We start from the raw sequence: 14,961 nt of genomic DNA, 5'->3' as shown, positions 1-14,961 counted from the left end.
AAACAATGAAAGTGTAAAAAACAAATTTTCGTCAAATGTGGAGAAAATAAGGATAAAGCGTGGAGAGTTGCAACAAATAATATTTAAAACGATGATTTTAAAGAGAATGAGCAGAAGTATAGCGGAGAGCGGATTAATAATAAAGCAATTCACCAGGAATAATCCGCAAAAGAGGTATGAGCGCTTTAATTGCTAAGAAATGTTTTTCCCCTCCCGAGTGATGAGAGGGGAAAAAGTCAGGATATTTTTTCCAGCATCAGCCCGGCACGCAGGCCAAATGCCACGGTGGGGTTGGGAAATAACACATACTCGGTGGTTTTCTGCACCTCGTAACGCTCTTCGCCATCTTCAGCCAACAGCGCCCCTTTACGAAACGGCGTGAAGTTCAGGGTGTGCGCGGCCATATGAAGCTGGAAAGCATCGCTGCGGCGCGTGATCTGCTGTACGACCCGATACCGCTCGACGGGTTGATGCGTGTGCTCGGGCGCCGCCCCACCCAGCAATGCCCGCAGGGCAAGATGCGTTGGCGCAAAGCGAGTGAGATCGTTTTGCCCAAACGGCAACGCTTTCCCCAGCTCCAGTGTACAGGCCAGCGCGCCGAAGTGTTCACAGGTAAAGTGCGTAAAGGTTCCGCCCGGCGACTGGTGGAACACCAGCGCCTCCAGCCCTGCATCACCCAGCCAGTCGAGGAACGCTTCATCCCACGGCTGATTGCGCTGCGGCAGCACGCCGAAGCGGACATGGTAAGACGCGCGAATGGCCGTGTGCAGATCCAGATGCCAGCGCACTGGCCCCGCCGACGCAAAAAACGCGCTCACCACGTTCTCCAGCCACTGCGCCCGCGCCGTCTCGTCACTCTGCGGGAACTGCGACCAGCGCCCGCCGAACATGCGGTTAATGTCGCTCACCAGATAACGTTTGTTTTGCGCCAGCGCGGGTGGGTTCCCAAGCACCACCAGCACACGGCACTGAAGCGTAATCTCTTTGCGATACAACGCGCGCAGCAGCAGGTCAACAATCTCCACGGGCGCCGTTTCATTCCCGTGAATACCGGTCGAAAGCAGTAGCGAGAGATCGCTCTCTACAACCGGTGTCAGTTCAAGCACCCCACGCCCCAGCCACCGCCAGTGGAATGTGGGGCCCTCCCCCTCACTCTGTTCCGGCGTTTCATCGGCCAGGGTCAGCGCCAGTAAATTTTCCATACCCACTCCTTAGCGCTGGAACGGATAAACCGATCCCAGCTGCAGGATTGATGTTAACGCGTCTAGCGCCTCGCGACCTTCGCGCAACAGCTGCGGGTCAACGAGGTCAGCCTGCGTTAACCGGTCGCGATAGTAGCGGTCCACCCAGTCGTTCAGGGTAGTAAACAGCGTCTCATTCATCATCACTGCCGGGTTAACGGCCTGCATTTCTGACTGCGTCAACACCACGCGCAGGCGCAGACAAGCCGGTCCGCCGCCGTTGGCCATACTTTCGCGCAGGTCAAACACCCGCAGCTCGTCAATCGGGTTATCGGCCTTCACCAGTTCGGTCAGGTAACGCCACACCCCGCCATGATCCCGCGACTCCTGCGGCAGGACCAGCATCATGCTGCCGTCATCACGGCTCAACAGCTGGCTGTTGAACAGATACGTTTCGACCGCATCCTGGACGCTCACCGCCCGGGTGGGCACCTGAATCGGCATAAAACCGGGTACGCGTTCACGCAGCGTGGCGAGCAGCTTCTCCTGATGGGCAAACGCCTGCTCGTGGCAGAAGAGGACCTGACGGTTCGAAACGGCGATCACGTCGTTATGGAACACCCCCTGGTCGATCACCTGCGGGTTTTGCTGGGCAAAAATCACCTGCGAAGGATTGACCTGGTTCAGGCGGGCGACCGCCTGACTGGCGGCCAGCGTCTGGCGCGCGGGATAGCGAACAGGGGCAGAATGACCGCCCTCCTCGCGCCCGTAGATAAACAGCTGCACGCCGGGTTCACCGTAATCGCCCCCCAGCCGGTTATGGTTGGCCGCGCCTTCATCGCCAAACATTGCCACCTGCGGCAGGGCCTGATGCACCTCAAAATGGGCGTCATGGTTGAATATGGCGCGCAGCACGCGCTCGGTGGTTTCCGCTTCGGTGGCGCGGTGGAATTTGTTATTCAGGTTCGCCACCGTCAGATGGACTTTGCCATCCAGCGTGTCGGCTGACGGGGCGACGGTGGCCGCGTTGGCGACCCACATCGAAGAGGCCGAACTTGCCGCAGAGAGCAGGTGCGGCGTTTGCGTGCCCGCTTTTTCAACGACCTGCTCATCGCTGCCCGTGAAACCGAGCTGACGCAACACCGCCACGTTCGGGCGTTCCTGCGGCGGAATAACCGCCTGCGGGAAACCGGCATCCGCCAGCGCTTTCATTTTCAACAGCCCCTGCTTCGCCGCCAGCTTCGGGTTGGAGACCTGAAAGCGGTGCTTCGTCGAGGCTTCATTACCAAAAGAGAGACCGGCGTAGTGGTGCGTCAGCCCCACCAGCCCGTCAAAGTTGACTTCACGCGCTTTCATGACGTTCCCCTCCGGTAAAGTCCAGCCCCGGATTAAGCGTTTCCGGCAGCGTCAGCGCCGGGCTTTCCAGGCTCGCCATCGGCCATGCGCAGTAATCTGCGGCGTACCACGCGCTGGCGCGATGGTTGCCCGACGCGCCCACGCCGCCGAACGGCGCGGTGCTCGCAGCACCGGTCAGCGGTTTGTTCCAGTTCACAATCCCCGCACGCGCTTCCAGCAGCAGCTGTTCAAACTTCTCACGCTGCGGCGAAATCAGTCCGCTCGACAGGCCGTAGCGGGTGTTGTTGGCCATTGCGATGGCGCTGTCAAAATCGTCATAACGCCAGACGCAGAGCAGCGGACCAAAGACCTCTTCATCCGGCACGTTGCTCGCCCCGCTCATCTCAACGATGCCCGGCGTTAGCAGCGAGGTACCCGGCTGAACCTGCTTCGGTTCGAGCAGTGTTTTCGCCCCGCGAGCGACGTGTTCCTGCCAGGCCTTCAGCACGTTTTGCGCGGCCTGCTCGGAAATCAGCCCACCGATAAACGGCTGCGGGTCGGCATCCCACGCGGCGGGGACCAGACGCGCACTCACCTCAACCAGACGTTTAAGGAACGCATCCCCCTGCGCGCCCCGTTTCACCAGCAGACGCCGGGCACAGGTGCAACGCTGCCCGGCGGTAATAAAAGCAGACTGAATCGTCAGGTGCACCGCGGCGTCGATATCATCAGGATCTTCCACGATCAGCGGGTTGTTGCCGCCCATCTCGAGGGCGAGGATTTTTTCCGGCTGCCCCGCCAGCTGGCGATGCAGTTGATAGCCCGTCCCGGCGCTGCCGGTAAACAGCAGGCCGTCGATATCGCTCAGCGCGCTCAGCGCCTGACCGGTTTCACGCCCGCCCTGCACCAGATTCAGCACGCCCGGCGGCAGGCCCGCCTGTTCCCACAGCTTAACCACCGCCTCGCCGGTAAACGGCGTTAACTCACTCGGCTTGAAAATAACGGTGTTGCCCGCCAGCAGCGCCGGCACGATGTGGCCATTCGGCAGATGCCCCGGGAAGTTGTACGGACCAAACACCGCCAGCACGCCGTGCGGACGGTGGCGCAGCGTGGCCGCGCCGTCCGGCATCTCGGTATGCTGCTCGCCGGTGCGGGTGTGGTAGGCCTTCACTGAAATGGCGATTTTATTGATCATCGCCGTCACTTCCGTAGCCGCTTCCCAGCGCGGTTTACTGGTTTCAGAGGCAATAATGCGCGTCAGCTCGGCTTTGTTCGCTTCCAGCAGCCCGGCGAACTTTTCAACAAGTGCCTGGCGCACGGCGAAAGGCTGTTTTGCCCACGCCGGAAACGCGCGACGCGCGGCATGGCAGGCTTGTTCCACCTGCGCGGCGCTGGCGTCGTTCCCCTTCCAGAGCACCTCTTTGCCTACCGGATTGGTTTTTACGCGCTGTTCGCCTTCGCCCGTGACCCAGTCACCGTTAATCCATAATGTCATGCTGTTTTCTCCTCAGGGCAGAGACGCACCAGGCGAACCGTATCGCCGGCGTTACATTTCAGGGCATCCAGTTCTGCAGCCGTCAGTACCAGACGTTCACATTTCGGGTTGGTCCGCACCAGCATGGCGCGGAAGTTGGTGTAATTTTCGTTCGCCACCAGGCACGCCGGCCAGTCACCCGGCGCGGGCTGACCTTCGGCAACTTCAACCAGCCGGCTTTTACGGATCGCACGGACGCGGTCGATATCGCACTCAAGCGTTGGCCCACCGTCAAAGATGTCCACATAGTTACGGTAGCGGAAGCCCTCTTTCTCCAGCACCGCGCGGGCAGGCGCGGTTTGCGGATGGACTTCGCCGATCACCGCCTGCGCTTCCGGCGTTAAGAAATGGGTGTAAATAGGATGCTTCGGCATCAGCTCGGCGATAAAGGCTTTCTGACCGGTGCCGCACAGGTAGTCCGCCCGGCTGAACTCCATCGAGAAGAAGCGCTCGCCCAGGCTCTCCCAGAACGGCGAATAGCCTTTGTCGTCAATCACACCGCGCATCTCCGCAACCACTTTTTCGTTAAAGCGATCGCGGAAGGCGGCCATAAACAGAAAGCGCGATTTAGAGAGCAGATAGCCGTTGCCCTCTTTGCGCCACGCCGGGTCGAGGAACAGCGTGCAGAGCTCGCTGGCGCCCGTGTGGTCATTACAGAGAAACAGCGTCGGCAGCGCGTTATAAACGTTCAGCTCTTTGGAAGCATGTACCATGGTGCCAACGCGGTAGTTGTACCACGGGTCGTTAAGCCCCACGGCCACTTCGATAGCGCAGATCCCGGCCACGGTTCCCGTGGTGGTGTCTTCCAGCACGAACACATATCCCTGTTCGCTTTTTGGCAACGTCCCCTGCCAGGTTTGCAGGGCGCGCTCAATGCGCGCCGACAGCGTTTTTTCATCGGCAGGAAGCGAGGTCAGCCCGCCTCCCGTCTTACCGGCAAGCTGCATGAGCCCGGCGAGATCGCCGCGCTCAACGGGACGGATGACCATCATGATGACACCCCGGACTTCACCTGTTCACACGCCAGCGCAAAACGGTCCAGACCGGTTTGCACCTCTTCCTCGCTGACAATCAGCGCAGGAGCAAAACGCACCACGTTGGCACCGGCAATCAGGACCATCACGCCCATTTTTGCCGCTTCCTGTGAAATAAGTTTAGCTTTTCCGGCAAACTCAGCGGTGAGCTCACAGCCAATTAACAGCCCCAGACCGCGAATTTCTTTAAACAGCCCCGTTTTGCTGTTGATGGCATTCAGACGCTCAACAAACCAGTCGTGACGCTGCTTAACGCCTTTCAACACCTCCGGGGTATTAATAATGTCGAGAACCTGCCCGGCGACAGCGGTGGCCAGCGGGTTGCCGCCGTAAGTGGTGCCATGGGTGCCCACGGTCATCACGCTGGCGAATTTATCGGTGGTCAGCATCGCCCCAATCGGGAAGCCGCCGCCCAGCGCTTTGGCAGTAGAAAGCACGTCAGGCGTAACGCCGTAGTGCATATAGGCATACAGCTCACCCGTACGGCCCACGCCAGTCTGCACTTCATCGAAAATCAGTACCGCATTGTGACGATCGCACAGCTCGCGCAGCCCCTGCAGGAACGCTTTTTGTGCCGGAAGAACGCCACCCTCACCCTGCATCGGCTCGACAATTACCGCACAGGTGGTGTCGTTGATCAGTTCGCTGGCGGACTGCAGATCGTTATAAATACCGTGACGGATATCCGGCGGCAGCGGTGCGAAATCCTGCGAGTAAGCAGGCTGGCCGCCCGCGCTGACGGTAAAGAGCGTGCGCCCGTGGAAGGCATTTTTAAACGCCACGATACCGCTCTTGTGGGCACCAAATTTGTCGTGGGCATATTTGCGCGCCAGCTTCAGTGCCGCTTCGTTGGCTTCCGCCCCTGAGTTACAGAAAAAGACTTTTTCGGCAAACGTCGCGTCGATCAGCTTTTTCGCCAGGCGCAGCGCGGGCTCGTTGGTAAAGCCGTTGCCGGTATGCCAGAACCTCGCCGCCTGGTCATTTAGCGCCTGACGCAGCGCCGGGTGCGCATGACCCAGCGCGTTTACCGCAATCCCACCCGCAAAGTCGATATACTCTTTACCCTGCTGATCCCACAGGCGCGAGCCTTCCCCACGAACCGGAATAAAAGCCGCCGGAGCGTAAACCGGCATCATCCATTCATCGAAATTTTCACGCGTAATTGACAGAGACATAGCGACCTCATCCGGTAAATAAAAGGTTATTTGAATGTTAAATAATTGAGTGTTTGCACTGTGAATGTAGATTGCAGCCTTCGTGCCAGCCAGCGATAAAAATGCATAAACGGGTCTGATGAACAGAATATCAATGAGTTACAACATGGAGTTATTCACTGTTAGTGCATAAAAAGTGAATATTTTTACGACAAGCGGCGCTTTGCCGCATGAAAATCAGAAAGAGTATGCACAGGCCAAATATAATTCTGGAATTGTGATCGCTCGCGAAATTTATCGGCCATTTACGCCCTGTTTGAGGGCGATGCGCGTCAGAATGGTGCAAATATTGCACCACCGGCAATATCTGTCGCAGTTATTGGTCGAAGCCGGTAACAGTTGACGCAAATTCTGCTACCATCCTTGCACTATTCACCTTGCACTGGCAGCGACTATGAAATTTGTCTCTTTTAATATCAACGGCCTGCGTGCCCGCCCTCATCAGCTTGAAGCTATCGTTGAGCAACATCAGCCAGATGTGATTGGCCTGCAGGAGACCAAGGTCCACGACGACATGTTCCCTCTCGAAGAGGTGGCGAAACTCGGTTATAACGTCTTTTACCACGGTCAGAAAGGTCACTATGGCGTCGCGCTGCTGACCAAAGCGCCGCCGGTTTCCGTACGCCGCGGCTTCCCCGGTGACGGTGAAGAAGCCCAGCGCCGCATCATCATGGCGGAAGTGCCTTCTGCGCTCGGCAATATCACGGTCATTAACGGCTATTTCCCGCAGGGTGAGAGCCGTGACCACGAGACAAAATTCCCGGCCAAAGCGAAGTTTTATCAGGATCTGCAGGACTTCCTGACAACCGAACTCAAAAAAGAGAATCCGGTGCTGATCATGGGCGACATGAATATCAGCCCGACGGATCTCGATATCGGTATTGGCGAAGAGAACCGCAAGCGCTGGTTGCGTACCGGCAAATGCTCTTTCCTGCCGGAAGAGCGTGAGTGGATGGAGCGCCTGCTGGGCTGGGGCCTGGTGGATACCTTCCGCAATGCCAACCCGGAAACGCAGGACCGCTTCTCCTGGTTCGACTATCGCTCAAAAGGCTTTGACGACAACCGTGGCCTGCGCATCGATCTTCTGCTGGCCAGCGCGCCGCTGGCAGAACGCTGCATCGAAACCGGGATCGACTACGATATCCGTAGCATGGAAAAGCCGTCCGATCATGCGCCAGTGTGGGCGACCTTCAAGCTGTAATGACGCGTGAACAGTCGAAAAATCCTTCTCCTGTGCGCCCTTCTGGGCGCATTTATTCTGACGTTTGTTCTCCTTCCACCGGGCACACTCTCTCTGGAAGGGATTAAAACGCATCAGCAGGCGTTACTCGCCCACGTCGACCACGCGCCGCTGCAGAGCGCCATGATCTTTTTTGCGCTCTATGTGCTGGTTTCCGCCCTGTCGATACCCGGTGCAGCGATACTGACCCTGCTGGGTGGGACGCTGTTTCCCCTGGGTGAAGGCATCGTGCTGGTCTCGTTTGCCTCGACGCTCGGGGCAACGCTTGCGATGCTCGCCAGCCGTTATCTGCTGCGTGAGTGGGTCCAGCAGCGATTTGCTCAGCAGATGAAAACGGTTAACGCTGGCATGAGGCATGACGGCGCGGGCTATCTTTTTGCCCTGCGCCTGATGCCACTGTTCCCGTTTTTTCTGGTGAATTTGCTGATGGGGCTGACCCGCATGGGGGTATTCCGCTACTGGTGGGTGAGCCAGGTGGCGATGCTGCCCGCGACGGTTGTCTTTCTGAACGCCGGGCGCGAACTGGGAAAAGTGGCATCGCTTCGCGATATTTTGTCGCCGGGCATGGTATTCGCCTTTACACTACTGGGGTTATTACCACTGGTCACACGCCAGCTCTTTTCCCGCTACACCCCCTTGTCTAAAAAGTGAGGCATTATGCGCCGTGTGCGTTTTTGCGCGTTTCTGACCGGCCTGCTGCTGGCAGCCCCCCTCTGTGCTGCCGACAGCTGGCAGGCAATCCAACAACAGGCCAAAGGCCAGACCGTCTGGTTTAACGCCTGGGGCGGCGATCCGGCGGTAAACCGCTATCTGGAGTGGGTCAGCGGTGAGATGCAAACGCACTATGCCATTACCCTTAAGATCGTCCCGCTGGCGGACGCTGCCGACGCGGTAAAACGCATTCAGACGGAAGCCGCCGCAGGACGTAAGAGCAACGGCTCCGTCGATCTGTTGTGGGTCAACGGTGAAAATTTCCGCACGTTAAAAGAGGCTAACCTGCTGCTGAGCGGATGGGCACAGACGCTGCCGAACTGGCGCTATGTCGATACCCGCAAACCCGTTACCGAAGACTTTGCGGTGCCCACAGACGGGGCAGAATCGCCGTGGGGCGGCGCGCAGCTGACCTTTATCGCCCGCAAAGGCAGCATGCCAGCGCCACCGGCGGATCCGCAGGCGCTGCTGGCTTACGCGCAGCAGCATCCGGGTAAGATGAGCTACCCTCGCCCGCCCGATTTTACCGGCACGGCATTCCTTGAGCAGCTGCTGCTGGCGCTTACCGCTCGTCCACAGGCGCTGCAAAAAGCGCCCGATGATACCTTTGCCCAGGTGACCGCGCCGCTCTGGGATTACCTCGACACACTCCACCCGCTGCTGTGGCGCGAAGGAAAAGATTTCCCGCCCTCACCTGCCCGGATGGATGCCCTGCTTGCCAGCGGCAGTCTGAACCTGTCGCTGACATTTAACCCGGCCCATGCGCAGCAAAAAGTCGCCCGCGGCGAACTGCCCGCCGACAGCTACAGCTTTGGTTTCCACGGCGGAACGATCGGTAACGTCCATTTTGTGGCGATTCCGGCCAACGCCCGCGCCAGTGCAGGCGCGAAGGTGGTCGCCAATTTCCTGCTCTCGCCGCAGGCGCAGATCCGCAAAGCTGACCCCGCTGTCTGGGGCGACCCAAGCGTGCTGGATGCCAGGGCGCTGCCTGACAGTGAAGCAACGCGCTTGCAGGCCTACACGCCTCAGGGGCTACCGAAAGTGCTTGCAGAGCCGCAGTCCGGCTGGGTGAACGCGCTGGAGCAGGAATGGCTGCGTCGTTACGGCACCCGCTAAGCGGGCTGGTCTGGCTGGCGATGGCGGTTATCTATCTGCCGATCCTGCCCGCTGGCGCCATGCTGTTAGCCCCGGCGTTTTCTGCGGCAAACTGGCAGAGGCTGCTGGACGACCCGCAGCTTCCGCAGGCGGCCGTGGCCACGCTGGTCTCAACGCTCATCGCCACGCTGGGCGCGTTGCTGATTGCCCTGATTTTCGTCAGCCTTTTCTGGCCCGGCAAACGCTGGCGACGTCTCACCACGCGCCTGCCGTGGCTGCTGGCGATCCCGCACGTAGCGTTTGCCACCAGCGCATTACTGCTGTTTGCCGAGGGCGGTCTGTTCTACCAGTTCTGTACCGTCTGTACGGCTCCCTTTGACCGCTACGGCGTTGGGCTGGGGCTGACGCTCGCCGTAAAAGAGAGCGCGTTTGTGCTGTGGGCAATTTACGCCGTGCTGCCGGAAAAACGGCTGGCACAGCAGAAGATTGTCCTGCGAACCTTCGGTTACGGGCGGTTTCAGATACTTAACTGGCTGATCCTCCCGGCGATCGCCCCTGTCCTCGGCGCGGTGATGCTGGCGGTACTGGCGTGGTCGCTGTCGGTCGTGGATGTGGCGATCGTTCTCGGCCCCGGAAATCCGCCTACCCTGGCCGTGCTGGCCTGGCAGTGGCTGAGCCAGGGCGATGCCGGGCAGCAGGTGAAAGGGATGCTGCTGTGCCTGGTTCTGCTTTTGCTGCTGGCTGCGCTGGCCGCCCTGGGGTACGGCTTCTGGAAGGCATGGCGCCGCACGGTTGCCGACCTCACCGGGACGCGCCGCCGATCTGAGCGCATTCTGCCGGAAAGCGCAGTAAGCGGGTTTCTGCCCGCATGCGGCGTCCTGTGCGCTGCGGTGCTGCTGATGCTGGCGCAGCGGGACGACGTGGGCCCTGTGGGGAACAGCCTCTCCTTCGGCCTGCTGTCTGGCCTGCTCGGCCTGGTCGTCAGCGCGCTCTGGCTGGAATGGGGACCGCTGCGCGGCACAGTGTGGGTATGGTCTCCGCTTGCCCTTCCGGCACTGCCGCTCGTCACCGGCCAGTATACGATTGCGTTGCAGCTGGGGCTCGACGGGCAGTATGCCGCCGTGCTCTGGAGCCATCTGCTGTGGGTGTTACCGTGGATGCTGCTGGTGCTGCAACCTGCCTGGCGCCGGATCGATCCCCGGCTTATCCTTACCGCCAGAACGCTGGGCTGGCGACGGACAAAAATCTTCTGCCTGCTGAAATGTCCGCTGCTGCTACGCCCCGCGCTGCTGGCCTTTGCCACCGGTTTTTCCGTCAGCATGGCGCAGTACATGCCAACGCTGTGGCTGGGCGCAGGGCGTTTCGCCACGCTGACTACCGAAACCGTCGCGCTCAGCAGCGGGGGCAGCATTCCTCTTCTGGCTAACCGGGCGCTGGGGTTACTGCTGGTTACGGGGGCCGTGTTTGGCCTTGCCGCCCTGCTATCCCGGTTCGTGGGCCACTACCGCCAGGGATTACGTTAATGTTGAAGGTAAAAAATCTCACCATCGAACCGCTGTTCCGCGAGGTCAATTTTTGCGTGCCCCGCGGGGAGATAGTCACCCTGATGGGCCCCTCCGGCAGCGGCAAATCGACCCTCTTTGCCTGGATGGTCGGCGCGTTGTCAGACGATTTTCAGGCGCGGGGCGAACTGTGGCTCGACGCGCGTCGCTGCGACGGCCTTCCCGTGGAATCCCGCGGGCTGGGTATTCTCTTTCAGGACGCGCTATTGTTCGACACATTCAGCGTCGGGCAAAATCTGCTGCTGGCGTTGCCTGAGCGGATCGTCGGAGGCGCGCGTCGGGAAGCTGTCGAGCAGGCGCTGAACTCCGCTGGTCTGGGCGGCCATTACGCCAGTGATCCGGCAACCCTCTCCGGCGGGGAGCGCGCCCGGGTCAGCCTGTTGCGGGCCCTGCTCGCGGAGCCGAAGGCTCTGCTGCTGGATGAACCGTTCAGCCGCCTCGATAAAACGCTACGGGCCTCATTTCGGCAATGGGTATTTGACGCCATTCGCGCACGCGATATTCCGGTGGTGCTGGTCACCCACGATGAGGACGATATTCCGCCCGGCGGCGAGCTGATTGAGATTTCTCGCTGGCAATAATGTGCTAACGCAATGTTTTCCATGACGGGAGAGACGACAATGCCCCCCTCTTTTACTGACGTCAGGTTATTCGATGAAACGTGTTTCTCAACTGACCGCGCTGGCCCTGCTCTGCGGCCTCGCCTCTTTTTCCTCTCTGGCCGCTGATATGCCCAACGCGATTACGCTGTCCCAGCTTCAGGCACAGCACGGCACGCCTGTCGACACCCGCGCCAGCGCCTTCTATAACGGCTGGCCGCAAACGCTCAGCGGTCCCTCCGGGCATGAACCCGCCGCACTTAATCTGTCAGCCGCCTGGCTGGACGCGATGAGCGACGAGCAGATTGCGCTGTGGGCCAAACAGCATCAGCTTACCCCCTCGTCGGCCATCGCGCTGTATGGGAACGCGCGCGATAACCAGGCGGTGAGAGCCCGTCTGGAGAAAGCTGGATTCCATTCTGTTTCGCTGCTCAGCGATGCCCTGCAGACGCCCGAGCGCCTTCAGCGCCTGCCCCATTTCGAACAGCTCGTCTACCCGCAGTGGATCCATCAGCTTCAGCAGGGTAAACCGGTGGTTGCCGCACCGGAGGGTGACTGGAAAGTGATTGAGGCCGCCTGGGGCGCGCCGAAGTTTTATCTGCTAAATCACATTCCCGGCGCGGGCTATATCGACACCAACGAAGTGGAGAGCGAGCCGCTATGGAATAAAGTCTCCGACGATAAGCTGAAAGCGATGCTGGCGAAGCACGGGATCCGACACGACACGACCGTCATTTTGTATGGCCGTGACGTCTACGCCGCCGCACGCGTGGCGCAGATTATGCTCTATGCGGGGGTGAAAGATGTGCGCCTTCTCGATGGCGGCTGGAAGGCGTGGTCAGATGCCAACCTTCCGGTTGAGCGCGGTACGCCAGCGAAGGTGACGCCGGCCCCTGATTTTGGCGCGCCGATCCCCGGCCAGCCGCAGCTGATGGTTGATATGGCGCAGGCGCGCGGGATGCTGCACCGCCAGGATGCCTCCCTGGTCAGCATTCGTTCGTGGCCGGAGTTCATCGGCGAAACCAGCGGCTACAGCTACATCAAACCCAAAGGTGACATTGCCGGTGCCCGCTGGGGCCACGCCGGCAGCGATGCCACCCACATGGAAGATTTTCATAACCCGGATGGCACCATGCGCACAGCTGACGATATTGCCGCCATGTGGAAACGCTGGAACATTCTGCCGGAACAACAGGTCGCGTTTTACTGCGGTACAGGCTGGCGGGCGTCTGAAGCCTTCATGTACGCCCGGGCGATGGGCTGGAGGAAGGTCGCGGTCTATGACGGCGGCTGGTACGAATGGAGCAGTTACCCGCAGAACCCGGTCTCCACCGGCGAGCGCGGGCCCGACAGCGCCCGCTAAGCGTGACGTGATTTAAGCGTCACGTACCCGCTCCAGATGCGCGTTGTTGTGGTCAGCCAGCACAGCGCGCCAAATACCCACGCAAACAGCGCAAAGTGCGCCGGAAACAGGCAGCACAGTACGAACAGCGCGATGGTCTCCGTCCCTTCCGTTAACCCGCCGAGGTAATAAAACGACTTGTGCGCATAGCCGGGGTTGTCAATGTCGTGCTTCGCGGCCAGCGCCGCAAACGCCAGAAAACTGCTGCCGGTGCCGATAAACGCAAACAGCAGCCAGGCGGCAGGCAGCGCATTCTCAGCGGGTGCCGCCAGCGCAAAACCAAACGGCACCAGGGCGTAGAACAGAAAATCGAGCGCGATATCGAGAAATCCCCCTGCGTCCGTCAGCCCTCTCCGACGCGCCAGCGCGCCGTCCAGACCATCCAGCAGGCGGTTGAGCGCAATAGCGACCAGCGCCGCGGAGTACCAGCCAAGGGCCAGAAACGGCAGCGCCAGCACGCCGATGGCAAACCCGGTCAGGGTTAATCCGTCGGGGGTGATGCCCGGCTTATCCAGCACGGACACCAGTCGATTCAGTGTCGGTTTTAACCGCGGGTGCAGGTGGCGATCAAGCATGAGGCGTCTCGTTAAACGTGGCACACAATCCCTGAGCCGGAATATCCAGGGCGGCATTGAAGCGGGCAGAGAGATTCTGAAACGCAATGAGCGCCGTCATCTCAGTAATCGCGTCGTCCGTGAAGTGATGTTTCAGCGCCGTTCGGATGGCCTCATCCGCCCGGGGCGGCGTGGCGGTCACCGCCTCGGCGTAGGCCAGCGCCGCACGCTCCTGGCTCGTGAACAGCGCGGAGTCTTGCCAGTTGCTCACGGCCTGAACTTTATCCAGCGCCCCACAGCGTTCGGCCAGCCGCAGGCTATTGGCATCGATACAAAAAGCGCAGTGGCAGAGTTGCGATACCCGCGTCATGAGCAGGGAGCGCAGTACGGGCGTCAGGCGCGCGTCACGACGCTCCAGAAAACCGACAAACAGCGCCACCAGCCAGAAAAGACGCGGCATACGTCCCCACCAGCGCGTGGGGTTTAGCACGGCACCAAAATGTTTTTTCTGCATGGCGGCAATCGGTTTTAAACTCGCCGGAAGGGTTGGGATGGGGTCGACCCAGGTGTACGTCTCTTTCACCGGATTCTCCTGATGGCTGGACTCTGACAAAGGGCACGATAATATGGTGTTTTTCGTTATTAAGTATTGACGCCCATGCTAAAAACAGTCGATGTCGTTGCGGCCATCATCGAAAAAAACGGCAACATTTTACTGGCACAGCGCCCTGCTCACGCTGACCAACCGGGGATGTGGGAATTCGCCGGCGGAAAGGTGGAAGCCGGCGAAACACAACCGGAGGCGCTTATCCGCGAACTGCAGGAAGAACTCGGTATTGTGGCCCTTCCGGGCCAGTATGTCGCCAGCCACCAGCGGGAGGTCTCGCAGCGGTTGATCCACCTGCATGCCTGGCACGTGCCCGCTTTTAGCGGCGAGCTCACGGCGCACTACCACAGCGCGCTGGTGTGGTGTACGCCAGAAGAGGCGTTCAGCTACCCCTTAGCCCCGGCCGATATTCCGCTGCTGGAAGCGTTTATTGTTTTACGCGACGCCAGACCAGCGGGTTCGTGCTGATGGCGCGCTCATCGCGCTGACACTGCAGCAGCACGCCGTCCGCCTTCACCACCGCTCCCTCGGAATAGTTTTGATCCTGATAGATGCAGCACTGGTTACAGGGCTGCGCTCTCTGGCCGCTGGAACTAAAGACCTCAGGCGGGACATTCACTTCCACATCCGGGCGAATACGGTCTGCCTGCGCGCCGGCGGAGAACATCAAACATAACGCGGTGAATACATAACGGTTCATAGACTTATCTTCCTGTCGTGTCCTGATAAAGACTATAACGGTTAATCCACGCGGAACCTTTAATTTATCTCGTCATCGCTTTTTGTTATGACCCGCCCCGGGTCATTAATTTCCCTTTCGGCATGAATTTCTGCTTGCTTCACAAAGCGGTGCGGGTGGTATAGTCAAAAAAACAACACAAATTGCATAAGCA

At 59.8% G+C, this 14,961-nt stretch carries 15 protein-coding genes; 7 read left to right on the top strand and 8 right to left on the bottom strand.

Annotated elements, in window-relative coordinates; genetic code table 11:
* Positions 1-236: 236 nt before the first annotated feature.
* Genes astE through astC form a run of 5 tightly spaced genes read right to left on the bottom strand, consistent with a single transcriptional unit; the run spans position 237 to position 6,259 of the window.
* Positions 237-1,202, bottom strand: coding sequence for a succinylglutamate desuccinylase (gene astE / locus SP99_RS08920; protein ID WP_047958320.1), 966 nt, complete (start codon positions 1,200-1,202; stop codon positions 237-239).
* Positions 1,203-1,211: 9 nt separating this feature from the next.
* Positions 1,212-2,537, bottom strand: a complete 1,326-nt coding sequence (gene astB, locus SP99_RS08915; RefSeq protein ID WP_047958319.1) for an N-succinylarginine dihydrolase — start codon at positions 2,535-2,537, stop codon at positions 1,212-1,214.
* The gene (gene astD, locus SP99_RS08910; protein ID WP_047958318.1) at positions 2,524-4,011 is read right to left on the bottom strand and encodes a succinylglutamate-semialdehyde dehydrogenase; all 1,488 of its coding nucleotides are present in this window, start codon (positions 4,009-4,011) and stop codon (positions 2,524-2,526) included. Before astD ends, astB begins: the two co-directional genes overlap by 14 nt.
* Positions 4,008-5,042 carry an arginine N-succinyltransferase gene (astA, locus tag SP99_RS08905; protein WP_025757366.1) on the bottom strand — a complete coding sequence of 345 codons (1,035 nt, stop codon included), beginning with the start codon at positions 5,040-5,042 and terminating at the stop codon, positions 4,008-4,010. The genes astD and astA overlap by 4 nt, the downstream gene beginning before the upstream one ends.
* Positions 5,039-6,259 (bottom strand): succinylornithine/acetylornithine transaminase, encoded by a 1,221-nt coding sequence (astC, locus tag SP99_RS08900; protein WP_047958317.1) that lies wholly within the window; start codon positions 6,257-6,259, stop codon positions 5,039-5,041. The genes astA and astC overlap by 4 nt, the downstream gene beginning before the upstream one ends.
* A 433-nt stretch (positions 6,260-6,692) precedes the next feature.
* Here astC and xthA point away from each other — a divergent pair, with 433 nt between their 5' ends.
* The 6 genes from xthA to SP99_RS08870 all read left to right on the top strand — a co-directional run bounded on the left by xthA (position 6,693) and on the right by SP99_RS08870 (position 12,868).
* Positions 6,693-7,499 carry an exodeoxyribonuclease III gene (gene xthA / locus SP99_RS08895; protein ID WP_045285263.1) on the top strand — a complete coding sequence of 269 codons (807 nt, stop codon included), beginning with the start codon at positions 6,693-6,695 and terminating at the stop codon, positions 7,497-7,499.
* A 6-nt stretch (positions 7,500-7,505) separates the two neighbouring features.
* Entirely contained in the window at positions 7,506-8,189 is a 684-nt protein-coding gene (locus SP99_RS08890) for a TVP38/TMEM64 family protein (RefSeq protein WP_047958316.1), read from the top strand.
* 15 nt (positions 8,190-8,204) lie between these two features.
* Positions 8,205-9,365: an ABC transporter substrate-binding protein gene (locus SP99_RS08885; protein WP_442855369.1), complete on the top strand. Its 1,161-nt coding sequence runs from the start codon at positions 8,205-8,207 to the stop codon at positions 9,363-9,365.
* The gene (locus SP99_RS08880; protein ID WP_047958314.1) at positions 9,338-10,867 is read left to right on the top strand and encodes an ABC transporter permease family protein; all 1,530 of its coding nucleotides are present in this window, start codon (positions 9,338-9,340) and stop codon (positions 10,865-10,867) included. Before SP99_RS08885 ends, SP99_RS08880 begins: the two co-directional genes overlap by 28 nt.
* Positions 10,867-11,487, top strand: a complete 621-nt coding sequence (locus SP99_RS08875) for an ATP-binding cassette domain-containing protein (protein ID WP_047958313.1) — start codon at positions 10,867-10,869, stop codon at positions 11,485-11,487. Before SP99_RS08880 ends, SP99_RS08875 begins: the two co-directional genes overlap by 1 nt.
* A 73-nt stretch (positions 11,488-11,560) precedes the next feature.
* Positions 11,561-12,868, top strand: coding sequence for a sulfurtransferase (locus SP99_RS08870; protein WP_047958312.1), 1,308 nt, complete (start codon positions 11,561-11,563; stop codon positions 12,866-12,868).
* Here SP99_RS08870 and SP99_RS08865 read toward each other — a convergent pair.
* Together SP99_RS08865 and SP99_RS08860 are read right to left on the bottom strand one after the other, a co-directional pair.
* Positions 12,865-13,482 carry a CDP-alcohol phosphatidyltransferase family protein gene (locus SP99_RS08865; RefSeq protein WP_047958311.1) on the bottom strand — a complete coding sequence of 206 codons (618 nt, stop codon included), beginning with the start codon at positions 13,480-13,482 and terminating at the stop codon, positions 12,865-12,867. The genes SP99_RS08870 and SP99_RS08865 overlap by 4 nt on opposite strands.
* Positions 13,475-14,044, bottom strand: a complete 570-nt coding sequence (locus SP99_RS08860; RefSeq protein ID WP_047958310.1) for a carboxymuconolactone decarboxylase family protein — start codon at positions 14,042-14,044, stop codon at positions 13,475-13,477. The genes SP99_RS08865 and SP99_RS08860 overlap by 8 nt, the downstream gene beginning before the upstream one ends.
* 75 nt (positions 14,045-14,119) lie before the next feature.
* Here SP99_RS08860 and SP99_RS08855 point away from each other — a divergent pair, with 75 nt between their 5' ends.
* Positions 14,120-14,536: a pyrimidine (deoxy)nucleoside triphosphate diphosphatase gene (locus SP99_RS08855; RefSeq protein WP_025757375.1), complete on the top strand. Its 417-nt coding sequence runs from the start codon at positions 14,120-14,122 to the stop codon at positions 14,534-14,536.
* Here SP99_RS08855 and SP99_RS08850 read toward each other — a convergent pair.
* Positions 14,496-14,768 carry a YnjH family protein gene (locus tag SP99_RS08850; RefSeq protein WP_025757376.1) on the bottom strand — a complete coding sequence of 91 codons (273 nt, stop codon included), beginning with the start codon at positions 14,766-14,768 and terminating at the stop codon, positions 14,496-14,498. The two genes, SP99_RS08855 and SP99_RS08850, sit on opposite strands and share 41 nt — an antisense overlap.
* Positions 14,769-14,961: the final 193 nt, after the last annotated feature.

The organism is Enterobacter sp. BIDMC92 (genome assembly GCF_001030225.1).
Taxonomy (GTDB): domain Bacteria; phylum Pseudomonadota; class Gammaproteobacteria; order Enterobacterales; family Enterobacteriaceae; genus Enterobacter; species Enterobacter sichuanensis.
This window is presented reverse-complemented; position numbering and strand designations above follow the sequence as displayed.